The following is a 21,858-nucleotide window of genomic DNA, read 5'->3' on the forward strand; positions in this document are numbered from 1 at the left end:
CGCGTATGCCGATACGCAACCGAGCGATGACGCGGCATCACGCGGCATCAGGCCCTACTTCGGCGCAATGCGCCAGATGACGTCGCCGACATCGTCGGCGACCAGCAGCGCGCCATCCTTGCCGACCGCAACACCGACCGGGCGCCCGCGTGCGTTGCCGGACGTGTCGAGAAAATCGGTCAGCACGTCTTCGATGTCGCCGGCCGGACGGCCATCCGCGAACGGCACGAACACTACCTTGTAGCCAGCCGGCGGATCGCGATTCCACGAACCATGCAAGCCAACCAAGGCGCCATTCGCATAACGCGAGGGCAACAGCTTGCCGGTGTAGAACGTCAGGCCCAGCGGCGCGACATGCGAGCCCAGCGCGTAGTCGGGCGGGATCGCTTTCGCCACCAGATCGGGCCGCGGTGGCTGCACGCGGCTATCCACATGTTGGCCGTAATAGCTGTAAGGCCAACCATAGAACGCGCCTTCGCGTACTGAAGTCAGGTAATCGGGCACCAGGTCGCTGCCGAGTTCGTCGCGCTCGTTGACCACCGCCCACAACACCCCGCTCTGCGGTTGCCAGGCGATGCCGACCGGATTACGCAAACCGGAGGCGAACAAACGCCGGCTGCCGGTCGCCGCATCGATTTCGAGGATCGCAGCGCGATCGGTTTCGATCTCCATGCCGTGTTCGGCGACGTTGCTGTTGGAGCCGACACCGACGTACAACTTCGAGCCGTCCTTGCTCGCGACCAGGCTTTTAGTCCAGTGATGGTTGCGCGGTAGACCCGGCAGATCGGTGACCTTGGTCGGCGCAGCGGTGATCTGCTTGTCGCCGCTGCGGTACGGAAAGCGCACCACTGCATCGGCATTGGCGACATAGAACGTCTCGCCGACCAGTGCCATGCCGAACGGCGACATCAGGTTCTGCAGGAACACGCTGCGGGTCTCGGCGACGCCATCGCCATCGGTATCGCGCAGCAGCGTGATGCGATTGGGGCTGGACATGGAGGCGCCGGCCTTCGCGAAGGCCCTGTTCACGAACCACCTGCGCAACACGCCCAGTGGCGGATCTTCGGTGGGCGGCCGATTGGTTTCCGCCACCAGCACGTCGCCGTTGGGTAGCACGTACACCCAACGCGGATGCACGAGGTCGCGTGCATAGGCGTTGACCGCAAGCCCTGCAGCCGGTGTCGGCATTGCGCCGGCAGGCCAACCGACCGCTGTAGCGATCTTGACCGTGGGGATCAGTGTCTTGGTCGGCGCTGGCAGCATCGGATGCGGTCCGGTGCCGGCCTTCGTCGACAAGCGCGCGGTCTCGCCGCAACCGACTATGCCGATCAGCAATAACGCGAAGGTGTGACGCGCATGGGGATGGACGATGCTGTTCATAGCGACCTCCTGTGCGTGACAGGTGAGCCGCAGGCCACGCCTGTCGAGGCGTCACGGTGAACCCGCGACTATGAAGTCCATGTGAGACGGCGACACGCCGTGAACGTGGCGTCAAAGCTTTCAACTGCGCCATGTCAATCGCGCCATCGCCACTCGATGCCGACGGTCGCCTTGCGCCCCGGCGCCGGTTCGTAATAACGGCGATTGCCTTCGTTGACGATCACCGAACCGGCATAACGTCGATCGAACGCGTTACCGACGGCGAAGAACACCCGGCCTTCGCTGCGCGCGTCGCGAAAACCGTAACCGGCACTGGCACCGAATACCGCGTACGCATCGGCGCGCTCGTCATCAAGATTGTTCACCGGCACCGCCCCCCCGTATTGCCCATCGAAGCGCACGTGCCAGCCGATCTCGTCACCCCAATGCAGCGCCGCATACAGCGTGTTGCGTGGCACACCGGGAATTCGCGTATCCGGCGCCACCACGATGGTCGCTTGCGCGCACGGTGTGGTCACGCAGGTGAGGAAGCCGTCGCGAAAACGCGCGTTGACATGGGTGTAGGCGAATAGCGCGCGCCAGGCGCCTGCCAGCGGCAGGCTCGCCGACCATTCCGCGCCGAAGCGGCGCGCATCGCCGGCATTCTGGAACGTCGTGCGGCCACCGCTGCTGGTGTTGACCGTGAGTTCGTCGCGGGTGTCGGCGCGGAACAGAACGACCTCGGTGCGCAAGCCGGCATCGTCTTGCAGCTTCATGCCGACCTCGCCGCTGCGCGTACGCGCCGGGCGCAAGCCGAAATTCAGCCCGCTGCCGCCATCGGCGCGATAACCGAGTTCGTTGAACGTCGGCGTCTCGAAACCGTGCCCATAGGATGCGTACACATGCAGCGAAGGGCGCGGTTGCCAACCGAGGCCGAACACCGGCGAAGTCGCGCGATAGGTCACGCGGCCGCTGTCGTCTGGATTGGCGGTGGTGATGTAGCGATCGCGCGAGCGGAAGGCGATTTCACTGCGGCGCACACCAGCCATCAGCGACCAGGCTTCGTCCGGTCGCCACGTCGCCTGCGCGTATTGGTCGAGGGCGGCGACGCGATCGTCCTGTTGCAGGCGCAGCGCGCCGCGCACGCCGAGCTGGCTGCCGACGAAATTCTCGTAGCCGCGCCGATCCTGGCGTAGCTGGTCGTAGCCGAGACCGACGACGACTTCCAGTGGCTTTCCCGCCAGCGTCGCGGTCTGCGTCCAGCGCGCATCGAGGCCCGCATACGGTGCGCGCAGATCGATCACGCCGCCGCCGCTGAGCGGATTGCGTTGCGTCGCGACCGGGATGGCGAGGAACTGGGTGACCTCGCGCTCACCGGCATAGGCCAGCAGCCGCAACTGCGCATCGCTCGTGAAATCGTGCGCGAGCACCGCGCCCAGTTGTCGCTGCGATACCGACTTGCGGGTGTTGAACAGGTGCGCGCCCTCCGTGGCCTGGCGCGGATCGGCTTCGAACTGCACGCGGCTCAGGCCGAGTGGATCGAGCGTGCCGGGCGCCGACAATGCATTCGCCAGCAGGGTCACCGTCGTGTTGCCCCGCGACAGATTCGCCTTGCCGTTGAAGGCAGTGCGTTCTGCGCGGCTGTGGTCGCGAAAACCATCGGTGGCGAAATGATTGAGGCCGAGGCTGTAGTCGAATCTATCTGCCTGCGCCCCGCGCAGATCGACGCCCAGCCGCCGGCTGTCGTCGCTGCCACCGGCTGATGCAATGCCGATGTTCGTCGGTGCCGTTCCGTCCGCAGTGAACAACTGGATCACGCCACCAGAGGCATTGCCGTACAACGCCGAGAACGGCCCGCGCAGCACTTCGATGCGCTCGGCGGTAGCCAGCGGGAAATGCGAAACCTGCCCCTGTCCATCCGGCATCGTCGCCGGGATCCCGTCGACATACAGGCGCACGCCGCGAATGCCGAAGCTGGCGCGCGTGCCGGAGCCGCGAATCGACAGTTGCTCGTCCTGTGCGTAGTTGTGCCGGTTACGTGCCAACAGGCCCGGGATCGTCGCCAGCTTTTCCGAGAGGCTCGCACCCAGGGTGTCGGTGCGGTAATCCGGGCCTTCCACCACGCTGATCGAAGCCGGCACGTCCTGCGCCGCGTGCGGCGTGCGCGTCGCCGTCACCTGGATGCGATCGAGCTCCTCGAGCTTGCGTTGCGGCCCGGCTGCGAAGACCGGGCCGCAGAGGGTGAGCATTCCAGCCAGGGCGAGGGCGCATTTCGACATCGCACCAGCCTAGCGTGGCCGTGTTCAGGCCGTGCGATCCCCCGCCAGCCCGCGGTTTCGATCACGCTACCTTTCAGCGGCAGCGGAAATAGGTCTGGCCGCGGGTATCGATGTAACGGCGGTTCGAGGCGTAGCCGCTGCTGTTGCCGTAGCCGACACCGAAATCGCGCTCGCGGTGGATATGGGCCGGGGCGGCGTTGCGGGTGGTCGTGGCGCTGGTGCGCGGGGTCTTGCGGCGTTCGATATAGAGGGCAGTGGTCATGGCGGTCGTCCTTGTGAATTGGTGTGTTGGTAGACTACAACACCAGACACCTCTTCGCCATAGGCCGGAAGTCACCCTGCCCGAAATCGCCGGGACTGAGACTGCCGGCGGGTCTAGCGCCGATCGAGCATGGTCCGCAGCACCGGCACCGTGGTGACGTCGTCGACGCCCTTGAACCCGGCGATCCGTTCGCGGAGGTCGGCCAGTGCACCGGGCGTCTCCGCCTGCACCAGCACCAGCAGGTCGATCTCGCCTGCAACGCTGTAGCACTGCTGCACCTGCGGCAGTTCGGTGAGCAGCGGCATGACGTCGTCGCAACTGAAGCCGTCGGCATAACGCAGCCACAACCACGCCTGCAGCGGATCACCGTTGCTGCCGAGGCGCACCGTGTACTGCGCGATCACACCGGCGCTTTCCAGGCGTTGCAGGCGTTCCTGCACGGTGCTGCGCGACAGACCGACGGCCTTGGCCAACGCGACGGTCGACAACCGCGCGTTGTCCTGCAACAACGCGATCAACTTGCGGTCGATGGCATCGAGGGCTTTCATCGTTGGTCACCCGGGGCCGACAAGACCGGCATTCTGCCGGGTTGAGACCGGCGTGCGCGACCACGCACAGTGCGCGCCTCGCCCAGCGGACGCCGCCATGACCTTCGACCACACCACCGTCCTCATTCCGATCGACGTGCAGCAAGGCTTCGATTACGCGCCGTGGCCGCAACGCAACAACCCGGTGATGGAAGCCAACGGCCAGCGTCTGCTCGCCGCCTGGCGTGCACGCGGGCTACCGCTGATCCATGTGCGCCATGATTCGATCCACGTCGGCTCGTCGCTGCATCCGCAGCATCCGGGCAACGCCTTCCGATCTGGATTCGAGCCGCAGGACGACGAACCTGTCGTCAGCAAGTCGGTCAACGCGGCCTTCATCGGCACCGACCTCGAACTGCGCTTGCGCCGCCTCGGCGTGACTGGCGTGGTGCTGTTCGGCATCAGCACCGACATGTGCGTGTCGACCACTGCGCGCGTCGCCAGCAACCTCGGCTACCGCACGCTGGTCGTCGGTGATGCCTGCGCTTGCTTCGACCTGAAGGACGCCGACGGCAGCGTGATCGCCGCCGACGTCATCCAGCGTGCGCACCTGGCCACGCTGCGCACGGAATTCGCCGAGGTGCTCGACACCGACGCCTTGCTCGCGGCGCTGGGCTGAGCCGCCGCGAGCAAGGCAATCCTCAATCCTTCTCTTTCCCGATCACCTTGCCGGTATTCGGATCGATCTTCAGTTCGACGTCCTTGCCTTCCGGATCATCGGCCTCGGCATTCCAGATGCCGTCCTCGTAATCGACATCGTGCACGTTGGTGTAACCGGCCGCTGCCAGTTGCGCACGCACGTCCTTCTCGTTCAACTGCGCGACCCCCGTGTTGGGATAGACCTTGCCGGTCTTCGGGTCGATCCGCACTTCCATGCGGTTGCCATCGGCGCTGCGCGCGTCGGCCAACCATACGCCGTCGCTGAACTTCACGTCGTTGACCTTGGTGTAGCCCTGCTCGGCGAGCGCTTCGCGCACCTCGTGCTCGGTCAACGCTTCTTGCGCCATGACGGCGCCGGAAGCGAACACGGTCAGGGCGAGACTCAATGCAGCGATCTTCTTCATCACAAGCTCCTACTGGCAGGAGCCTTGAGTTTTGGTCGCGCTGCGCGAACTGGCGGTGAATGTCGTCAGCATGTCCTGGCTGTCCCAGTTCACGCTTTAATGCAATCTTCAAATGGCCTTGACATGCCTTTAAGCAACCAAGGCTGGAAAACAAACGCCGCTCCCTGAGAAGCGGCGTTCCTTAAACTTGAATACTGGCGTTACTGCACGCGCGCAGTCGAACCCACCCTAACGATTATCGGCTTTGCTGGCTCGGCTTTGCCGTCTGCATGTGTGATGGTAACGACATACTCACCCGAGGGCACCGCTCGCACCTGGAACTTGCCATCTTTCTTGATGGTTAGTTCACGATGCCATCCCGTGTCACTGCCTTGGATGACCACGGTATCTCCCGCTACTGCTGTACCGGCGATATTGCCGTTCGAATGTTGCGCGTTCGCACCGAAGGCGATCGCCATGGTGATGGACGCCCCCATGATGAGGCGCTTCAAGGTGTTGTTTTGCGAAGACATGCGAGTTCTCTTCAATGATCAGGACGTGGTGCTGGCAGTCTAGGCGCACGACTGGAAGTGCCAACCGTGCCGAAGGTCACCGGTTAGCTGACAAATTCAGCAGAGGCGAAGTCATGATTCTGCGGCCGCTTCCGCCGCCGCCGCGCGTTGCGCCTGTTGCTGCAACCGCCACATCTGCGCGTAGTGGCCATCGACGGCGAGGAGATGTGCGTGGTGGCCGCGTTCGACGATCCGGCCGGCATCCATCACCAGGATCTCGTCGGCGCCCATCACCGTCGACAGCCGGTGCGCGATCACCAGCGTAGTGCGGCCAACCGCGATGCGGTCGAGCTCGGCCTGGATCGCCTTCTCGGACTTGGAATCGAGCGCGGAGGTCGCTTCGTCGAAGATCAGGATCGCCGGGTTCTTCAGCAACGCGCGTGCAATGGCGACGCGCTGTTTTTCGCCGCCGGAGAGCTTGAGCCCGCGCTCGCCGACTTCGGACTGATAACCGTCCGGCAGCGACACGATCAGGTCGTGGATGTGCGCGGCACGTGCCGCCTGTTCGACTTCCTCACGGCTCGCTTCCGGGCGGCCGTACTGGATGTTGTAGAAGATGGTGTCGTTGAACAGCACCGTGTCCTGGGGAACGATGGCGATGGCGCTGCGTACCGAGGCCTGGGTGTAGTCGCGGACGTCGCGTACCGCACCTTCGGCATCGGTGATGCGGATGTGCCCGGCGTCGACGTCGTAGAAGCGGTACAGCAATCGCGCCAGCGTCGATTTCCCGGAACCCGAATGCCCGACCACGGCGACGGTGCCCCCGGGCGGGATCGTGAAGCCCACGTCCTGCAGGATCGGCCGGCGCGCGTCGTAGGCGAACTGCACGTTTTCGAACGTCACCCGCGGATGCAGCGCATGCAGCGGCACCGCGTCGGGACGGTCCTGCACGTCCTGGCGCTCGTCGAGCAGGCCGAACAGGCGTTCGAGGTTGGTGAATGCCTGCTTCACCTCGCGATACATCATGCCGAGCATGTTCAATGGCGCGGACAGCTGCAGCAGGTAGGCGTTGACCAGCACCAGGTCGCCGATGGTCATGTGGCCAGCGACCACGCCGGCGGCAGCGCGCCACATCATCGCGGTCACGCCGATCGCGACGATCGCGGTCTGTCCCAGGTTGAGCACCGCCAGCGTCTTGCGGCTCATCACCTGGGCATTCTCCAGGCGCACCAGGTTTTCGTCGTAGCGACGCGCCTCGTGTTCCTCGTTGCCGAAGTACTTGACCGTTTCGTAGTTGAGCAGCGAGTCAACCGCCCGCTCGTTGGCATGCGTGTCGGCTTCGACCGAAGCGCGGTAGTAGCGCGTGCGCCACTCGGTGATCGCGACCGTGAACACGATGTAGGCCGCGAGCGTCGCCAGGGTGATGAAGGCGAAGCCCCAGTCGTAAAGCCGCACCAGCACCGCGGTGACCAGCACCACTTCAAGCACGGTCGGCACGATGGTGTACAGGGTCCAGTCGAGCAGGTCGGAGATCGCGCTGCCACCGCGTTCGACATCGCGCGCCACGCCGCCGGTGCGGCGCGCCAGGTGGAAGCGCAGCGACAGCGCATGCAGGTGGCGGAACACCTGCAGCGTCACCCGCCGCGACACGCGTGCCATGACCCGCGCGAACACCACTTGCCGCAGCTCGGTGAACAGCGTCACCGACAAGCGCGAGGCGCCGTAGGCGACCAGTAATGCGACCGGCAGGACCAGCAACGTCGGCGCCACATCCAGCCCGTCGACGAGTTGCTTCAGCACCATCGGCACGGCCAAGTTGGCGAGCTTGCCGGCGACGACCAGGGCCAGGGCCAGGGCGATGCGGCCGATGAATGGCCGCAGGAACGGCACCAGCTCGCGGACGACCTGCCATTCGCTGCGCGCGGTCGTGGCGCGGGCGACAGGCGCGTTGCCGTCGTCGCTGCCGGCAGCATCGGTAACAGGCAGCGGCGCGGATTCGGTGGGCAGGGTCATGGCGCCAACATGGTGACTCGCCGGCGACGTTGCAAGCCGATGGCCGATGGACGCTGCTTTTCTCGGTCTATTAACGCCGGGAAGCGAATCATCGTTTGGCTTGCTCGACCTTGCATCAATAGACCCGCACAGGTGCGGCTTTTCCACTGCAGCAAGGGGAACCCATCATGTACAGAAACAAGATCCTGACGGTTGGCCTGTTGTCGGCCAGCCTCGCGCTGGCCGTGCATGCGGCCGGCAATCCGGTCACCCCCGGCGTACTGACGACACGCACGGCGCTGGCCCCGGGCGGCCGCGCGCTGACCCTGCCTTCGCAGGCGGCCCCTGCGGCCATTGCCGCCACCTACCTGCGCCAACACGGCCATTCCGACACTACGGTAGCTTCGCTGAAGCTCAGGTCGGACAGCCGGCATGACGATCGCCGCCACCTGCGCATGACGCAGGAAGTCGGCGGGTTGATGGTGTACGACACCTACGTCAAGGCCACGATCAATCGGCGCGGCGAACTGTTGGGCATGATCGAAAACCTCGCGCCCGTGCCCGCCGGCGGCGGCGTCACGCGCGCAGCCGTTGGTGAAGCGACAGCACTGGCCGCGGCGTTCAGGGAACTGAAGATCGCGGGCGCAGTACCGCAGGTAGTGACCCGTCGCGGCAATACGACCAGCTTCGCCAAGGCCCGTGGCTTTTATGCAGCACCCACGGTGACGCGCGTGGCACTCCCGATGCCCGACGGCACATTGTCGACCGGCTTCCTGGTCGAGACGTGGCGCCTGTCCGGCAACCTGCTGCATGAGACTGTCGTCGACGGCAACGGTCGCGTGATCGAAGTAGTCAAGCGCACCAATACCGACTCCTACAACGTATTCACCGTCGATCCCACCGCAACCCCACAGGCGATCGTGGCAGGGCCCGGCGGCTGGTTGTTCGGCGGGACGCACCGCTCGATCGACATCGCCGGCAACAATGCGCACGCCTATCTCGATGCGGTCAACGATAGCGTGCCGGATGCAGGCGGTACGAGTGTCGCCGACGGCAACTTCCTCACCGCATTCGATACCGGCATCCAGCCTTCGGCTGGCGAGAACCCCAATGTCGCGGTGCAGAACCTGTTCTATCTCAACAACGTGATCCACGACCGGCTCTACCTCGCCGGTTTCGACGAGGCCGCGGGCAACTTCCAGGAAGACAACTTCGGACTCGGCGGTCGCGGCAGCGATTCTGTCAACGCCGAAGCGCAGGACGGTGGCGGCACCGACAACGCCAATTTCGCCACGCCGCGCGACGGCAACAATCCGCGCATGCAGATGTACCTGTGGTCCTCACCGCTGCCCGACCATGAAGTGCTGATCAATGCACCGGCGGAGCTTGCCGGCACTTCGTATGCCGCCCGCCGTGCCGCTTTCGGCGGCTCGCTCGACGCCACTGGCCTCACTGACGACGTGGTGTTGGTCAACGATGGCACAGGCACCACCACCGATGCCTGCGAGCCGATCGCCAATGCTGCCGACGTCGCGGACAAGGTCGCCCTGATCGACCGCGGAACCTGTACTTTCGTCATCAAAGTGAAGAACGCGCAGAACGCCGGCGCGGTCGGCGTCATCATGGTCAACAACCAGGGTAACAACCCGATCGTGATGGGTGGGACTGATGCCACCATCACCATTCCCGCGGTCATGATCGGCCAGTCGAACGGGGGCATCCTGAAAGCAGCGACAGGCGTGAATGCCACCCTGCGCCTCCTCGATCCGGCGCCGATCATGCAGGACAGCGCCCTCGACTCCGACATCGTCTGGCACGAATACGGCCATGGCCTGACCTGGCGGATGATCGGACACATGAGCGGCCCGCTGTCCGGTGCCATCGGCGAAGGCATGAGCGACGTGCTCGCGATCATCATCAACGATGATGACGTCGTGGCCGAGTATTCGTTCGCTGACCCGGGCGGCATCCGTTCCGCGCCTTACGCCAACTATTCGCGCACCTACGGCGACATCGTCGGCGCGGAAGTGCATTTCGACGGCGAGGTCTACGGCGCTATCGGCTGGCGGCTGTGGAAGAACTTCCAGGGCGCGGGGGTGAGCAAGGACGATACGCTCGCCTTCATCGTCGACGGCATGAACTACACGCAGGCGTACCCAAGCTTCGAGAACATGCGTGATGGCATTCTCGCGGCCACTGCGGGTAGCGGCCACGAATGCCTGGTGTGGGATGCATTCGCCGACTACGGCGTCGGCGTCGGCGCCAGGGGCAAGGCCAAATCCTCGGCGCTTGGCGTGAGTGTGATCGTGACCGAGTCGTTCGCGCTGCCGGCGGGGTGCACCGCAATTCCGTAGACCGTGGACATTGCACGCATCGACGGGGGCGCGCGGGCGCCCCCGTTCTTTTTGCACATGCAACCAATCAGGCCTCCACCGGCACCGAGCGCGCCCAGCTCCACTTCAGGTTCACACCGAGCGTGCCAAGGACGATCAGGGAAACACCCACCGTCTGGATCGGGCTCAGTGCCTGGCCATACAACAGATAATCGAGCAACAACGCGATCACCGGATAGACGAAGGCCAGCACCGCAATCGTGACCACCGGCAGACGCGGGTAAGCGGAATAGAACAGCACATAGCAAATGCCGCTGTGGATCAGGCCGAGGCCGGCCAGCCAGACCCAATGCGAACCCATGCCGGCCACCGCTGAGTAATCCGCGAACGGTGCCAGCATCGCCACGCCGACCAGACACTGGATCAGCACCACCGCAAACGGACGCTCGCGACTGATCTGGCGCGACAGCAGCATCGAGGCGCCGCAAAGGATCGCCGCGACGAACACCAGGCCGACGCCAAGCAGGTAACTGGCGTCGGCGCTGCCGAACAGCTTGATCGGATCAGCGGACAGCACCACCCCGGCAAACGCGAGGCTGGTCCAGGCCAGGTCTGCGGGTCGCGTGCGTTCGCCGTAGAACAGCGCCGCCAACGCCAGCATCGCAAACGGGAAGAAGTGATAGACCAGCGTGGCGACGCCGATCGACGAGCGCGCCATGCCGGCGAACAGCGCGACCCAGTTCAGCACCAGCACCACGCCGCTGACCACGGCCGCCTTGATCAGCGCGCGCTCTGCGAGCAATCCGCGCAGATGACCCCGCGCGATGCCCCACGCGATCAGGAACAGGCTGCCGAACACGCAGCGGAAGAACACTGAGGTGGTCGCATCCTGCCCACTTTCATGGACGAAGACGCCGACCGACCCGATCAGGATCTCGGCGACGAACAACTGGATCAGCGCGGTACGCGATTCACGGCTGGAAGCGGCGTTCATGCAGGGGGCCGGGCGGGGGAACTGCAGGCTAGGCCGTGACTGAACGCCAGTACAGATGCAGCTATCATATAATTTGACCAGTACAGATGCCCATGCCCGAAACCCTGCTCTATGAGCGCCTAGCCGAACGCCTGCGCGGACAGATCCAGCGCGGCGTGCTGCGCGCGGGCGAACGCATGCCTTCCCTGCGACGGCTCGGCCGCGAGCAACGGGTCAGCCTGGCGACGGCCGTCGAGGCGTACCTGCATCTCGAACGCGAAGGCCTGGTCGAGGCGCGGCCGCGCTCGGGCTATTACGTCCGCGCACCCCATGCATCGCTACCACGCGGCCTCACCCCGGCGCGCACACGCGCCCCGCAGCCCATCCGCAACCCGGCCTTGCTCGGTGTCCTCGACGTGCTCGGGCGCAAGGACGTCCTGCCGTTCCACGCCGCCACGCCCTCGCTCGAGTTGCTGCCCAGTGCTGCACTAGCCACCGCCACGACACGCGTCCTCCGCCGCGACCCGGGTGTCGCGCTGAGTTATGCGGTGCCGCAGGGCATCGCCGAATTGCGCCAGCGCATTGCACAGCGCTATGCGCAATGCGCAGTCGACGTCGATCCCGACGAGATCATCATCACCGCCGGCGCGATGGAGGCGATCACCCTGGCGTTGCGTACCGTCACGAAGCCCGGCGACATCGTGCTGCTGGAGACGCCGACGTATTACGGCTTGCTGCAGGCGGTCGCAGCCCTCGGCCTGCGCGTGATCGAGGTACCGAATCGGGCTGGTGCCGGCATCGACGCCGCATGCGCAGCGGAATTGCTGGATCGCCATTCCGTCCGCGCTGCAGTCCTGGTGCCGAACTTCAACAATCCCAGCGGCAGCCTCACCAGCGATGTCGACAAGCGCGCCCTGGTCGCCGCCTGCACGGCGCATGACGTCGTGGTGATCGAAGACGACCTCTATGGCGAGCTCGCCTACTCAGGCGAGCGTCCTGCCCCGTTGCGTCGCTTCGATGGTGGCCGCGGCCACGTGATCACCTGCGGCTCGTTCTCCAAGATGCTCGCGCCGGGCTTCCGCGTCGGCTGGGTGCTCGGGGGACGGTGGGCCACGGAGTTGCTACGCGCGAAATGCTTTTCGACCGTGGCCACGGCAACGTTGCCGCAACTGGCGATCGCCGAATACCTGTCGCGCCACGATTTCGATCGCGCCCTGCGCCGCCTGCGCCGCGAACTCGCCACCAACGCGCAACGCTACCGCGAAGCCATCGCCCATCACTGGCCCGAAGGCACGCGCGTCTCTGAACCGACCGGCGGCATGGCGCTGTGGCTGGAATTGCCGGCGCCACTCGAGGGCCAGGCCTTGTTCGAGGCCGCCCTCGCGCGCGGCATCGGCACCCTGCCCGGCCACCTGTTCTCCAATCGTGGCGATTACCGCCACCACCTGCGCCTGAGCTGCGGCCTGAAATGGGACGCGCCTGTCGAAGCCGGCCTGCGTACCGTCGGCAGCCTGGCGCAGCGCCTGCTCGCATAGGGTGCGAGGCTACAATTCACGCGAACGTGGTCGTAGCGACCACAGCCACTGAGCTCGAACGATGACCGATACCCTTCCCGATCGCCTCTCCACCGATCCCCGCAGCCCGCATTACGACGCCGCCATCCTCGAACGCGGCATCGGCATCCGCTTCAACGGCGTGGAGAAGACCAACGTCGAGGAATACTGCGTCAGCGAAGGCTGGGTGCGCCTGCCGGTCGGCAAGTCGCTCGATCGCCGCGGCCAGCCGATGACGATGAAGGTCAAGGGCGAAGTCGTGCCCTACTTCCTCGACACGAAGCACGCAGAGCCAGACCCCGCAGGCTGATGTGCGGATGCGGGCATGACCGTCTACGTCGACGATGCAGTCACCCTCTGGCGCGGCCAGCGTTGGGCGCATCTGATGGCCGACACACTGGACGAGTTACACGAGATGGCGGCACGGCTCGGCATCCCGCACCGCGCGTTCCAGAACAAGACCAGCGGCGCGCACTACGATGTCCCCGCGCCTGTGCGCGAAGAGGCGATCCGCCTTGGTGCCGTCGCCATCTCGCGCCATCACGATCGCGAGCTGGTGCGCACCGTGATCCGCAACGCCAAGGCGCAGGGACGCGGCGAACACGCGTGAGATCCGGCCAGCCGGCTATCATCCTTGCATTGCCACCGCACCGAGGATGCCGATGCAGTACCTGATGCTGATCAATATCGACCAAAGCCTGCTCGACGCCCTGCCTGCGGGCGAATATGACACCATGATGCGTGGCTGCATCGGCAAGGCCGATGAACTGCGTGACGCCGGCCATCTACTCGAATCACAGCAGCTCGAAGCGCCGGCAACCGCACGCACCTTGCGCGTGCGCAGCGGACGCAGCACGGTGATCGACGGTCCTTTTGCCGAAACCAAGGAAGTCCTCGCCGGCTTCAACCTGATCGAAGCCCCGGACATCGACGCAGCGATGCGCATCGCCGCCGACTTCCCCTGGGCAGGCTACGGCAGCATCGAGGTGCGCCCAGTGCGGGATTTCGAAGCGGTGCGACGCCTGGTCGGCGCGTAACGGCCCCCATCCCATTCAGGTGACACGAACCGTCGCAGAGGGCGCATAGTGGGGGCACGCGCCGCAATCGTGCCCGCCCCTTCCAGGCGGGCGTGCGGGCGCCGAAAGCGAAGGAACCCCATGTCCAGTAGCAAGGGTCGCGGCAATCAACGGGACAACACCCGTGGCACGCAGCCCGGTGGCGATGCCAACCACAAGCGCATGGAGAGCCGCCGCATCTCCGATCACATCGCCGATTTCGAACGCAGCGGTGGCCGCGTCGAGAAGCTCGGTACGACCCGCGTGTTGCAGAAGGTCGACTCCACGGCCGCGACGGGCACGCCGCCGCCCAAGCCGCCGGCACGCAAGCGCTAGCCGCATTCGGACAGGTGCCGAAGCGCTTCCGCTCGGTTTTTTGGCCGCTCCAACCCTGCCTTAAGTCGTGCTGCAACCCCAGACTTTTCGGAGTAGTGTTCGCGCGTCGACGCCATTCCGGAGAGCCGCCATGCCTGCTCACTCACGACTGGTCCGCGTTGCATGCGGCAGCGCGCTGTTGGTCCTTGCGACGGCAGTCTGCGCCGATGGTGGCGGCGGCGGCAACATGCCGAGCGGTGCACCGCCGAGCATGAGCGCGCCGCGCTTCGACCCGACCGTCGAATACAAGAAAGGCCTCGAAGCACTACAGGCTGAAAATTACAAAGACGCCGACCGCGCCTTCGGCCGCGTGCTGCAGGTCATCCCACGCGACGCCAACAGCAATTTCATGGCGGGCCTGGCTCGTACCGGACTGGGCAAGCTGAAAGACGCGCGTCGTTATTACGAAAAAGCCGTGAAGTACGACGAGAACCTGATTCCCGCGCACCAGGAACTCGGCATTACCCTCGCCAAGCTCGGCGAAGCCGACAAGGCACGCGCCGTGCTCGATGACCTCAAGCAACGCGCCACCACGTGCGCCGACACCTGCGCGCAAGCCGCCGACCTGAAGGCCGCGGTTCCCGCCGTCGAAGCGGCGCTCGGCACCACGCCACCGCCGACGTCATCCGTACCGACCGCGTCGGAGTTCCTGTTCGCCAGCGCCGATCACGGTGACCGCGCCTATCTTGAGGCGGTCGCGCTGATCAATGAAAAACGCTACGAGGATGCGATCGTCGCCTTGAGCGCATCGGCGCGCGTGTTCGGCCCGCACCCTGACATCCTCACCTACCTTGGCTTTGCCAATCGCAAGCTCGGCCGCTTCACGGTGGCCGAGGATTACTACCGGCAAGCGCTGGCCGCAGCGCCCGATCATCTCGGCGCAACCGAGTATTACGGCGAGCTGATGGTCGAACGCGGCGACCTGACCGGCGCACGTCGCATGCTCGCGAAACTCGAAGCCACGTGCAGCTACGGTTGCGCGCAGGCGGATGAATTGCGTCGATGGATCGTCGCCGCAACGCCCGACGCTTCCTGATCGGCTTCGCCCTCGCCGCCAGCCTCGCGCTGGCGGCAGCATCGCCATTGGGAGCGGCGGCGGAGTTGCCGCTGCGTGCCGCACGCTGGTTGCCGCAAGAACGGCAAGCACACGCGCTAACGCATGAACCCACCGAATGCCTGTCGCTATCCGCCGACGCGCAAACCGCACATCGCCTCGCCATCGGCCGCGCTGCGTTTCGTACGCCGTTGCTGTTGGGCGGCCAAGCCGCGCGCGCAGGCCTGTCGTGCAACAGCTGTCATCGCAACGGGCGCGGCAATCCGGATTTCCAGTTCCGCGGATTCTCGGGCGCGCCGGGCACCGCAGACGTCACCTCGTCGCTGATGAGTTCGCACCGCGGCGATGGTCGCCACAACCCGACGCCCATTCCTGACCTGAGTGGGCCGGCACAGTTGCTGAAAGTGCCCAGGGACCCTGCGAATCGCGCGCTGGAAACCTTCATCCGCGGCCTCATCGTCGAAGAATTCGATGGTCCGGAACCATCGCGGTTGACCCTCGACAGCGTGGCCTCGTACGTGCGCATGCTCTCGCCTGGCGCGTGCCCATCCACTCCCGTGCAACCGACACGACTCGCGAATGCCATCGCCGATGCGCGCGCTGCCGCGCAAGCCGCGGGCTACGCACTCGATGCGAAGGAACCCGCCACCGCGCGTTTGATGCTGGCAAGCGCACGCACGGCGCTCGGCACGATCAATGAGCGCTACGCCGCGGCTGCACTCGCCCACGACCGCCAACGGTTGCGCGAAGCCGATCGCGAACTCGCGGCGATCCAGAACGCGATCGATCTCCGCAAACCTGACGTCGCATCGCGCATCGCCGCGTGGCTGGCGAAAGTCCCGCGCTGGGCGGAACCGCTCGCGCGCGACGAACCGCTATCCCTCTTCAACCCCGAGCAGCTGGCGGCAGCAGCCGCACATTGATGCGTGGCAAGCGATAGACCAAAGCCTCAAGCCTTGAGCTTCCAACCGGTGCGGAAGATCCACCACACCGATGCCAGGCACAACGCGAGGAAGCCGAGAATCGCGGTCACGCTGATGCCAACATTGACGTCGGCCACGCCGTAGAAGCTCCAGCGGAAACCGCTGATCAGGTACACGACCGGATTGAACAGCGTGATCTTCTGCCATACCGGCGGCAGCATGTTGATCGAATAGAACGCGCCGCCAAGGAAGGTCAACGGCGTCACGATCATCAGCGGGATGACCTGCAGCTTCTGGAAGTCGTCCGCCCACAGGCCGATGATGAAGCCGAACAGGCTGAAGGTCACCGCCGTCAGCAGCAGGAAGCAGACCATCCACACCGGATGCGCGATCTCGTAGGGCACGAAGAAGCGCGCCGTCACCAGGATCAGTACGCCGAGCATCACCGACTTGGTCGCCGCCGCGCCGACGTAGCCGACCACCACCTCGACGAACGACACCGGCGCCGACAGCAGCTCGTAGATCGTGCCCGACCATTTCGGCAGGTAGATGCCGAACGAGGCGTTGGAAATGCTCTCGTTGAGCAACGTGAGCATGATCAGGCCGGGAATGATGAAGGCGCCGTAGCTGACGCCGTCGATCGCGCCCATGCGCGAACCGATCGCCGCGCCGAATACGACGAAGTACAGCGATGTCGACAGCACCGGCGAGGCGATGCTCTGGGTGATGGTGCGGAAAGTACGCGCCATTTCGAAGCGGTAGATCGCGCGGATCGCAGGCAGGTTCATGCGCGGCCTCCGCCGTTGGCGTGCACCAGGCTGACGAAGATCTCTTCCAGCGAACTCTCGCTGGAGTGCAGGTCCTTGAAATCGATGCCGTGTTCGCCGAGCCGCTTCAGCAGTGTGGCGATGCCGGTCTCGTCGCCCTGCGTGTCGAAGGTGTACACCAGCGCGTGGCCGTCCTCGGCGAGTTCCAGCGGCAACGCGGCGAGCTCATCTGGAATATCCGGCAATGGCTGCTGCAGGTGGAGGGTTAGCTGCTTCTTGCCGAGCTTGCGCATCAGCACGGCCTTGTCCTCGACCAGGATCAGCTCGCCCTTGCTGATCACGCCGATGCGATCGGCCATGTCCTCGGCTTCCTCGATGTAATGCGTGGTGAGGATGATGGTCACGCCGCTCTCGCGCAGGTTCCGCACCATCTGCCACATGTCGTGGCGCAGTTCGACGTCGACGCCGGCGGTGGGTTCGTCGAGGAACAGGATCTTCGGCTCGTGTGACAGCGCCTTGGCGATCAGCACGCGCCTTTTCATGCCGCCGGACAGCGTCATGATCTTGTTGTCCTTCTTGTCCCACAGCGACAGGTCGCGCAGGACTTTTTCGACGTGCGCGGGGTTCGGCGCCTTGCCGAACAGGCCGCGACTGAAGTTCACTGTCGCCCACACCGTCTCGAACGCATCGGTGTGCAACTCCTGCGGCACCAGGCCGATCTTCGCGCGCGCCGCCCGGAACTCGGACACGATGTCGCGGCCATCGGCCACCACCGTGCCTGCACTCGCGTTGACGATGCCGCAGACGATGTTGATCAGCGTGGTCTTGCCGGCACCGTTCGGACCCAGCAACGCGAAGATCTCGCCGCGCCGGATGTCCAGGTCGACGTTGCTGAGCGCCTTGAACCCCGATGCGTAGGTCTTGCTGAGATTGGTGACGGAGATGATCGGCTGCACGTTGACCTCATTCGCACGAAAGGTGGGCGACCGCTTGCGGAACGATCGCAACGCGGTCGCCGGCAGATAGGCGCTCCAGTTCCCGCACGACCGTGGGCCATGCCGGGCTGAGCGGATCGATGAGGGCGAAGTGCCCACACGCCTCGAGACGCAGCAGCTGGATGGCTGCATGCGTCGCCTGGTAGGACTCCGAAATGGCGAGTGGCACGACGGCATCGTCCTCGCCATGCACGAAGATCGTAGCTACCGATGGCGTATCCAGTTGGCGCGGATCGAGGTCGACGCGCGCATCCGGCGTGGTGCCGAGGAAGGCGTGGACGGCACCGTTGCCCAGTCCAAGTTCATCGGCCAGTTGCAGATCGGCAGCCGGCGCCAATGCCAGGACGCCCGACAAGGCGGGAGTCGCGTGCTTCGTCGCTGCCAACAGCGCCAGATGGCCACCCGCGGAGTGACCGATCAGGATGACGCGGCCATCGTGCTGCGCCACTTGCGCTGGCAGGCGCTCGAGCGCCAGCGCGACATCCGCGACGGTCGCATCGGGGAGGCCCGGTATCCGTCGGTAGCCGATCGCCGCCGCTGTCCACCCCAGCGCCGCCACTTCGGCTGCCATCGGTCCGGTCTGCGCGCGATCGTATTGCGGGCGCCAGAATCCACCATGGATGAGCAGCACCAATGGCCGCAACCTTGCGCGTTGATCGCCGAATCGAACGTCAGCGGCCTGATCGACCGCGTCGCCGTACTTCACGACTTCATCGGGAGGAGATGCGGCTCGGTCCAATACGGAGAGATCTTCGGTCATGCGTCACTCGAGACGTGGAGGTATTGCGCTTAGCCCATGTCGCCAAGCTGCCTTCCCATCGAAGTCGTCTCCCGGGTCAACCGCGCCAGCAACGCGCGCACGGACGGCACGATCACCCAGGCCGTCGGCAGGGCGACGACGAAGGCGATCGCCCAGTTGTACAGCCATATCGCGGTCAAACCAGGCGCGAACCCATGATGCAACAACGTCATGACAAGGCTGATGATGCCGGACATGGCCGTGACCATGAGCGGAACAAAGGCCAGCTGGGCTTGGCGGGGCGTGAGCATGGGGGAATGCCTCGAATGCGGAGCGCATAGCCTAGGCATCGCACGGTGCGCCGATAAGCCCGCAATCGAGGGAAGGATCGTCCCATCGACGGGGCAATCGCGTTTGTCACAGGGTTTCGGCGACGACTCGTACGTCAGCTGTGCGAGTTCGACTTCGGTGCCGGCGGCATCGGATCGTGCGCCGGTGGCTGACTCGGCTGCGGGACATCCGGTGCCGGAATCTCCGGTCCCGGGAGCGGTGGTTGTGGCGTCGGTGGCTCGGGCACTTCCGGCTGCGGTTGCTCGGGCATGGGTTCGGGACGTTGTGGCACTTCTGGCGATGGCGGTGCGGGTATGGGCTGCTCCGGTATCGGCGGTGCAGGCGCGGGCGCATCCGGCTTCGGTTCATCCGGCGATGGCGTGATCGGTTCACGCGTCGGCGTGGTGGGCTCCGGCCGCGGAGTGACCGGCTCGCGTTGGGGTTCGGTCGGTTCCTGGACCGGCGTGGGTGTGGGCGGCGTCTGCATCGTTGGTCCTTGGCATCGGCGTCATGCAGTCCAAACGCGCCCACGGCACGCGAGGGCGTGCGTCGTTGGGCACGGCAACAAGCACGAGCTATCTGCACCTCGTGTTCACTGCCGCCGCCTTTGCAGCTTCCGACTTGTTGCGTTGTCGCCATCGTCAGCGACTGGAAGACCACTGCTGCGTCGATCGCGCAACTGGTCCTCCACGACGTCGCCCAGCTCTTCGAGGCTCACCACATGCAACGCCCTTTCGATACGCTCGGCATCGCTGGGCCGACGCAGGCCCTGATGCCGGCCGCTCGCTTCACCACTGCGCAGGCCTTCGGGTGCATTGGCACGTTGGTTCATCATCTTGCTCCTTACATGCAGGATGCGTGCATCCCGTCTGGATTCATGTGCCGCTGTCTTGCTTGGCTTCCGGCTTCTCCTTTTTCATCATCCGGTGTCCAGCCTGCATCTCCTCTCGGGACAGGCTGCCATTCTTGTCGGTGTCCATTTCGCTGAACTTCTGCTGCGCGCCGGCGTCGTGCTCCGCCGCGGACAGCATGCCGTCACCGTTGGTATCCATAATCTTGATCTTGTCGGCCGAGGACATGGCATGACGCATGCCCTTGTCGTCCTTCATCTTCATCTTGTGGCTGGCATCCATTTCGACAGCAGTGACATTGCCGTCGACATCGGTGTCCATCTTGGCGAACATAGTCTTGACGCCGGCCGCGTGTTCCGCCGCGGACACCATGTTGTCGCCGTTGGTGTCCATGGTCTTGAACATGTCATTGGCATGGTTCGCCCAGACGGAAAACGTCATGCCGCCCAACAACGAACATGCAAACAGCATGCCGCGATTCTTCTGGTGATTCATTGCGATGACTCCTGCCAGACGTACCCGCGATCCGGCACGCTCATTGCCCATCGCTTAGCGTGCGCTCCATGCGGTTAGCGGTCCGTCAAAAAAACGGCGCATGCTTCATTCACCGTCCTGAATGGCGTCATCCGATGCGCGCGACGAAGGCCACAATGACCTCGCATGAGCGGACAGGCTTGTGTCGTTAAGTGATGCTCAATACGCATCGCTCGCTGCACGCAACTCGATCCCCAGCGCGGGCGCAATCACCCGCATCGCCTCGTCATCGCGGCTAAGCGTGATCCAGCCGGCATGAGCGTCGCCATTGGTGTTCCAGGTCCACAGCGTGTAGCCGTATTCACGCAGGCGGTCGTACGCGATCGCCATCAATGCGGGTACGTCGGTGTCGTTGAGGAACTCATCGTCGGTCGGGTCTTCCACGCCCCAGTCGATGCGCAGGTTCCAGCGCGCGACCAACTCGTTGATGCTGTCGATCAACGTCGCGACGTCCGTCCAGTCGACGTAGAAGCCCGACTTCCAGTCGATCACGTCCTTGAGCAGCCATACGGGCTCGGTATCATCCGCCCCGGTTTCCGCCAACGCGTCGCGGTATGCGGTGAACTGCTGCAGCGCCGTTTCCTCGTCGCCGGGATTGATCAGCAACAGCAACTGCCAAACCAGCGCTTCCGGCGTTTCCTCGTCGTCGGCATCCGCACCGGCCTCGAAGCTATGGGCGAAGTTGTCATCCGGATCGAATTCGATGTCGGGAGTATTCATGGCCCACGCTGCTCCTGCACAGCCTTGCCTTGCGCTACAAACTGGACGAATCCGGCGAGGAAATCCCGCAACTGCGTGCGCACGGTCTCGTCCACCAACGCGCCATCGGCGTCGAACACATTGCCCGCGCGCGAAACCATCAGGCGGCCACCGAACCATGTGTTTGCGCGCAGCGTGCGCAGCACCGGCCACCACGCGTTCTGCGACAGGATGGTGCCGAACCCACCGGGCGAGGCCCCCATCACCGCCACCGGACGATTGCCGAACACCTGTGGGATCTCCGATGCCGGACGCGACAGCCAGTCGATCGCGTTCTTGAACACGCCGGGGATGCCATTGTTGTATTCGGGCGTCGCCAGCAGCAGGCCGTCGCAGGCGAGCACTTGCCCCTTCAGTATCTGCACGGACGGCGGCAGGCCTTCGGCGGCTTCCACGTCGCCGTCGTACAAGGGAATGCCACGCACGGTTGCGGTCTCCAGCGTGGCCCCATCCCCCATCAGGTCGACACCTGCCCGCAACAGCGCCGTGTTGTAGGAGCCGCTGCGCAGGCTGCCCGAGATTCCAAGAATGCGCACCATCGACCGCTCCTGTCGTCACCGTGGACGACATGCTGCGCTTCTTG

Annotated in this window: 26 protein-coding genes; 9 read left to right on the forward strand and 17 right to left on the reverse strand. The window is 64.9% G+C overall.

Annotated features, from left to right (window positions below):
- Positions 1–54: 54 nt before the first annotated feature.
- The 4 genes from MO486_RS10775 to MO486_RS10790 all read right to left on the reverse strand — a co-directional run bounded on the left by MO486_RS10775 (position 55) and on the right by MO486_RS10790 (position 4,448).
- On the reverse strand, positions 55–1,380 hold the full coding sequence (locus MO486_RS10775) for a sorbosone dehydrogenase family protein (protein WP_242907350.1): 1,326 nt from the start codon (positions 1,378–1,380) through the stop codon (positions 55–57).
- Between the two features lie 134 nt (positions 1,381–1,514).
- Positions 1,515–3,638, reverse strand: coding sequence for a TonB-dependent receptor (locus tag MO486_RS10780; RefSeq protein ID WP_242907352.1), 2,124 nt, complete (start codon positions 3,636–3,638; stop codon positions 1,515–1,517).
- A gap of 73 nt (positions 3,639–3,711) precedes the next feature.
- On the reverse strand, positions 3,712–3,900 hold the full coding sequence (locus MO486_RS10785) for a hypothetical protein (protein WP_242907354.1): 189 nt from the start codon (positions 3,898–3,900) through the stop codon (positions 3,712–3,714).
- 113 nt (positions 3,901–4,013) lie between these two features.
- Positions 4,014–4,448: an Lrp/AsnC family transcriptional regulator gene (locus MO486_RS10790; RefSeq protein ID WP_242907356.1), complete on the reverse strand. Its 435-nt coding sequence runs from the start codon at positions 4,446–4,448 to the stop codon at positions 4,014–4,016.
- Between the two features lie 97 nt (positions 4,449–4,545).
- On the opposite strand from MO486_RS10790, the gene MO486_RS10795 reads away from it, so the two are divergent.
- Entirely contained in the window at positions 4,546–5,106 is a 561-nt protein-coding gene (locus MO486_RS10795; RefSeq protein ID WP_242907358.1) for a cysteine hydrolase family protein, read from the forward strand.
- Positions 5,107–5,128: 22 nt separating this feature from the next.
- On the opposite strand, the gene MO486_RS10800 is transcribed toward MO486_RS10795, so the two are convergent.
- The 3 genes from MO486_RS10800 to MO486_RS10810 form a co-directional block, all read right to left on the reverse strand.
- Positions 5,129–5,551 carry a PepSY domain-containing protein gene (locus MO486_RS10800; protein WP_242907360.1) on the reverse strand — a complete coding sequence of 141 codons (423 nt, stop codon included), beginning with the start codon at positions 5,549–5,551 and terminating at the stop codon, positions 5,129–5,131.
- Between the two features lie 200 nt (positions 5,552–5,751).
- Complete coding sequence (locus MO486_RS10805) at positions 5,752–6,063, reverse strand: carboxypeptidase-like regulatory domain-containing protein (protein WP_242907362.1); 312 nt, start codon at positions 6,061–6,063, stop codon at positions 5,752–5,754.
- Positions 6,064–6,174: 111 nt separating this feature from the next.
- Positions 6,175–8,055, reverse strand: coding sequence for an ABC transporter ATP-binding protein/permease (locus MO486_RS10810; RefSeq protein WP_242907364.1), 1,881 nt, complete (start codon positions 8,053–8,055; stop codon positions 6,175–6,177).
- 167 nt (positions 8,056–8,222) lie between these two features.
- Between MO486_RS10810 and MO486_RS10815 the strand changes: the two genes are divergently transcribed.
- Complete coding sequence (locus MO486_RS10815; RefSeq protein WP_305037368.1) at positions 8,223–10,388, forward strand: M36 family metallopeptidase; 2,166 nt, start codon at positions 8,223–8,225, stop codon at positions 10,386–10,388.
- A gap of 67 nt (positions 10,389–10,455) precedes the next feature.
- Here MO486_RS10815 and MO486_RS10820 read toward each other — a convergent pair whose 3' ends face one another.
- Positions 10,456–11,361, reverse strand: a complete 906-nt coding sequence (locus tag MO486_RS10820; RefSeq protein ID WP_242907366.1) for a DMT family transporter — start codon at positions 11,359–11,361, stop codon at positions 10,456–10,458.
- 86 nt (positions 11,362–11,447) lie between these two features.
- Here MO486_RS10820 and MO486_RS10825 point away from each other — a divergent pair, with 86 nt between their 5' ends.
- The 7 genes from MO486_RS10825 to MO486_RS10855 all read left to right on the forward strand — a co-directional run bounded on the left by MO486_RS10825 (position 11,448) and on the right by MO486_RS10855 (position 16,300).
- Positions 11,448–12,875: a PLP-dependent aminotransferase family protein gene (locus MO486_RS10825; RefSeq protein WP_242907368.1), complete on the forward strand. Its 1,428-nt coding sequence runs from the start codon at positions 11,448–11,450 to the stop codon at positions 12,873–12,875.
- Between the two features lie 61 nt (positions 12,876–12,936).
- The gene (locus tag MO486_RS10830; protein WP_242907369.1) at positions 12,937–13,203 is read left to right on the forward strand and encodes a DUF3297 family protein; all 267 of its coding nucleotides are present in this window, start codon (positions 12,937–12,939) and stop codon (positions 13,201–13,203) included.
- A 15-nt stretch (positions 13,204–13,218) separates the two neighbouring features.
- A complete protein-coding gene (locus MO486_RS10835) occupies positions 13,219–13,503 on the forward strand; it encodes a DUF4031 domain-containing protein (protein ID WP_242907371.1) in 285 nt (94 codons plus the stop codon).
- 52 nt (positions 13,504–13,555) lie between these two features.
- Entirely contained in the window at positions 13,556–13,930 is a 375-nt protein-coding gene (locus MO486_RS10840) for a YciI family protein (protein WP_242907373.1), read from the forward strand.
- 120 nt (positions 13,931–14,050) lie between these two features.
- The gene (locus MO486_RS10845) at positions 14,051–14,284 is read left to right on the forward strand and encodes a hypothetical protein (RefSeq protein WP_242907376.1); all 234 of its coding nucleotides are present in this window, start codon (positions 14,051–14,053) and stop codon (positions 14,282–14,284) included.
- A gap of 130 nt (positions 14,285–14,414) precedes the next feature.
- Positions 14,415–15,359 (forward strand): tetratricopeptide repeat protein, encoded by a 945-nt coding sequence (locus tag MO486_RS10850; protein ID WP_242907378.1) that lies wholly within the window; start codon positions 14,415–14,417, stop codon positions 15,357–15,359.
- Entirely contained in the window at positions 15,326–16,300 is a 975-nt protein-coding gene (locus tag MO486_RS10855) for a hypothetical protein (protein WP_242907380.1), read from the forward strand. Before MO486_RS10850 ends, MO486_RS10855 begins: the two co-directional genes overlap by 34 nt.
- Before the next feature lie 26 nt (positions 16,301–16,326).
- Here the strand turns inward: MO486_RS10855 and MO486_RS10860 are convergent, their stop codons facing one another.
- From MO486_RS10860 to MO486_RS10900, 9 genes are all read right to left on the reverse strand, one after another.
- On the reverse strand, positions 16,327–17,088 hold the full coding sequence (locus MO486_RS10860; RefSeq protein WP_242907381.1) for an ABC transporter permease: 762 nt from the start codon (positions 17,086–17,088) through the stop codon (positions 16,327–16,329).
- Complete coding sequence (locus tag MO486_RS10865; RefSeq protein ID WP_242907384.1) at positions 17,085–18,023, reverse strand: ABC transporter ATP-binding protein; 939 nt, start codon at positions 18,021–18,023, stop codon at positions 17,085–17,087. Before MO486_RS10865 ends, MO486_RS10860 begins: the two co-directional genes overlap by 4 nt.
- A 7-nt stretch (positions 18,024–18,030) precedes the next feature.
- Complete coding sequence (locus tag MO486_RS10870; protein ID WP_242907386.1) at positions 18,031–18,822, reverse strand: alpha/beta hydrolase; 792 nt, start codon at positions 18,820–18,822, stop codon at positions 18,031–18,033.
- Positions 18,823–18,851: 29 nt separating this feature from the next.
- Positions 18,852–19,151, reverse strand: a complete 300-nt coding sequence (locus MO486_RS10875) for a DUF2798 domain-containing protein (RefSeq protein WP_345779210.1) — start codon at positions 19,149–19,151, stop codon at positions 18,852–18,854.
- Between the two features lie 95 nt (positions 19,152–19,246).
- Complete coding sequence (locus tag MO486_RS10880; protein ID WP_242907390.1) at positions 19,247–19,618, reverse strand: hypothetical protein; 372 nt, start codon at positions 19,616–19,618, stop codon at positions 19,247–19,249.
- A gap of 105 nt (positions 19,619–19,723) precedes the next feature.
- Entirely contained in the window at positions 19,724–19,963 is a 240-nt protein-coding gene (locus MO486_RS10885; protein ID WP_242907392.1) for a hypothetical protein, read from the reverse strand.
- Between the two features lie 43 nt (positions 19,964–20,006).
- A complete protein-coding gene (locus tag MO486_RS10890; RefSeq protein WP_242907394.1) occupies positions 20,007–20,477 on the reverse strand; it encodes an EF-hand domain-containing protein in 471 nt (156 codons plus the stop codon).
- Between the two features lie 198 nt (positions 20,478–20,675).
- On the reverse strand, positions 20,676–21,236 hold the full coding sequence (locus MO486_RS10895; protein WP_242907396.1) for a hypothetical protein: 561 nt from the start codon (positions 21,234–21,236) through the stop codon (positions 20,676–20,678).
- Positions 21,233–21,814, reverse strand: a complete 582-nt coding sequence (locus MO486_RS10900; RefSeq protein WP_242907398.1) for an NADPH-dependent FMN reductase — start codon at positions 21,812–21,814, stop codon at positions 21,233–21,235. The genes MO486_RS10895 and MO486_RS10900 overlap by 4 nt, the downstream gene beginning before the upstream one ends.
- Between the last annotated feature and the right edge of the window lie 44 nt (positions 21,815–21,858).

The sequence above is a fragment of the Lysobacter sp. CFH 32150 genome (genome assembly GCF_022758295.1).
GTDB lineage: Bacteria > Pseudomonadota > Gammaproteobacteria > Xanthomonadales > Xanthomonadaceae > CFH-32150.

Excerpts from the sequence above, each read along its gene's own strand:
- MO486_RS10810 (WP_242907364.1), bottom strand. The coding sequence starts at position 8,055 with ATGACCCTGCCCACCGAATCCGCGCCGCTGCCTGTTACCGATGCTGCC.
- MO486_RS10795 (WP_242907358.1), top strand. The coding sequence starts at position 4,546 with ATGACCTTCGACCACACCACCGTCCTCATTCCGATCGACGTGCAGCAA.
- MO486_RS10890 (WP_242907394.1), bottom strand. The coding sequence starts at position 20,477 with ATGAATCACCAGAAGAATCGCGGCATGCTGTTTGCATGTTCGTTGTTG.
- MO486_RS10870 (WP_242907386.1), bottom strand. The coding sequence starts at position 18,822 with ATGACCGAAGATCTCTCCGTATTGGACCGAGCCGCATCTCCTCCCGAT.
- MO486_RS10845 (WP_242907376.1), top strand. The coding sequence starts at position 14,051 with ATGTCCAGTAGCAAGGGTCGCGGCAATCAACGGGACAACACCCGTGGC.
- MO486_RS10835 (WP_242907371.1), top strand. The coding sequence starts at position 13,219 with ATGACCGTCTACGTCGACGATGCAGTCACCCTCTGGCGCGGCCAGCGT.
- MO486_RS10875 (WP_345779210.1), bottom strand. The coding sequence starts at position 19,151 with ATGCCTAGGCTATGCGCTCCGCATTCGAGGCATTCCCCCATGCTCACG.
- MO486_RS10885 (WP_242907392.1), bottom strand. The coding sequence starts at position 19,963 with ATGAACCAACGTGCCAATGCACCCGAAGGCCTGCGCAGTGGTGAAGCG.
- MO486_RS10800 (WP_242907360.1), bottom strand. The coding sequence starts at position 5,551 with ATGAAGAAGATCGCTGCATTGAGTCTCGCCCTGACCGTGTTCGCTTCC.
- MO486_RS10775 (WP_242907350.1), bottom strand. The coding sequence starts at position 1,380 with ATGAACAGCATCGTCCATCCCCATGCGCGTCACACCTTCGCGTTATTG.
- MO486_RS10850 (WP_242907378.1), top strand. The coding sequence starts at position 14,415 with ATGCCTGCTCACTCACGACTGGTCCGCGTTGCATGCGGCAGCGCGCTG.
- MO486_RS10825 (WP_242907368.1), top strand. The coding sequence starts at position 11,448 with ATGCCCATGCCCGAAACCCTGCTCTATGAGCGCCTAGCCGAACGCCTG.
- MO486_RS10790 (WP_242907356.1), bottom strand. The coding sequence starts at position 4,448 with ATGAAAGCCCTCGATGCCATCGACCGCAAGTTGATCGCGTTGTTGCAG.
- MO486_RS10895 (WP_242907396.1), bottom strand. The coding sequence starts at position 21,236 with ATGAATACTCCCGACATCGAATTCGATCCGGATGACAACTTCGCCCAT.
- MO486_RS10900 (WP_242907398.1), bottom strand. The coding sequence starts at position 21,814 with ATGGTGCGCATTCTTGGAATCTCGGGCAGCCTGCGCAGCGGCTCCTAC.
- MO486_RS10830 (WP_242907369.1), top strand. The coding sequence starts at position 12,937 with ATGACCGATACCCTTCCCGATCGCCTCTCCACCGATCCCCGCAGCCCG.
- MO486_RS10780 (WP_242907352.1), bottom strand. The coding sequence starts at position 3,638 with ATGTCGAAATGCGCCCTCGCCCTGGCTGGAATGCTCACCCTCTGCGGC.
- MO486_RS10840 (WP_242907373.1), top strand. The coding sequence starts at position 13,556 with ATGCAGTACCTGATGCTGATCAATATCGACCAAAGCCTGCTCGACGCC.
- MO486_RS10860 (WP_242907381.1), bottom strand. The coding sequence starts at position 17,088 with ATGAACCTGCCTGCGATCCGCGCGATCTACCGCTTCGAAATGGCGCGT.
- MO486_RS10820 (WP_242907366.1), bottom strand. The coding sequence starts at position 11,361 with ATGAACGCCGCTTCCAGCCGTGAATCGCGTACCGCGCTGATCCAGTTG.
- MO486_RS10855 (WP_242907380.1), top strand. The coding sequence starts at position 15,326 with ATGGATCGTCGCCGCAACGCCCGACGCTTCCTGATCGGCTTCGCCCTC.
- MO486_RS10880 (WP_242907390.1), bottom strand. The coding sequence starts at position 19,618 with ATGCAGACGCCGCCCACACCCACGCCGGTCCAGGAACCGACCGAACCC.
- MO486_RS10805 (WP_242907362.1), bottom strand. The coding sequence starts at position 6,063 with ATGTCTTCGCAAAACAACACCTTGAAGCGCCTCATCATGGGGGCGTCC.
- MO486_RS10815 (WP_305037368.1), top strand. The coding sequence starts at position 8,223 with ATGTACAGAAACAAGATCCTGACGGTTGGCCTGTTGTCGGCCAGCCTC.
- MO486_RS10785 (WP_242907354.1), bottom strand. The coding sequence starts at position 3,900 with ATGACCACTGCCCTCTATATCGAACGCCGCAAGACCCCGCGCACCAGC.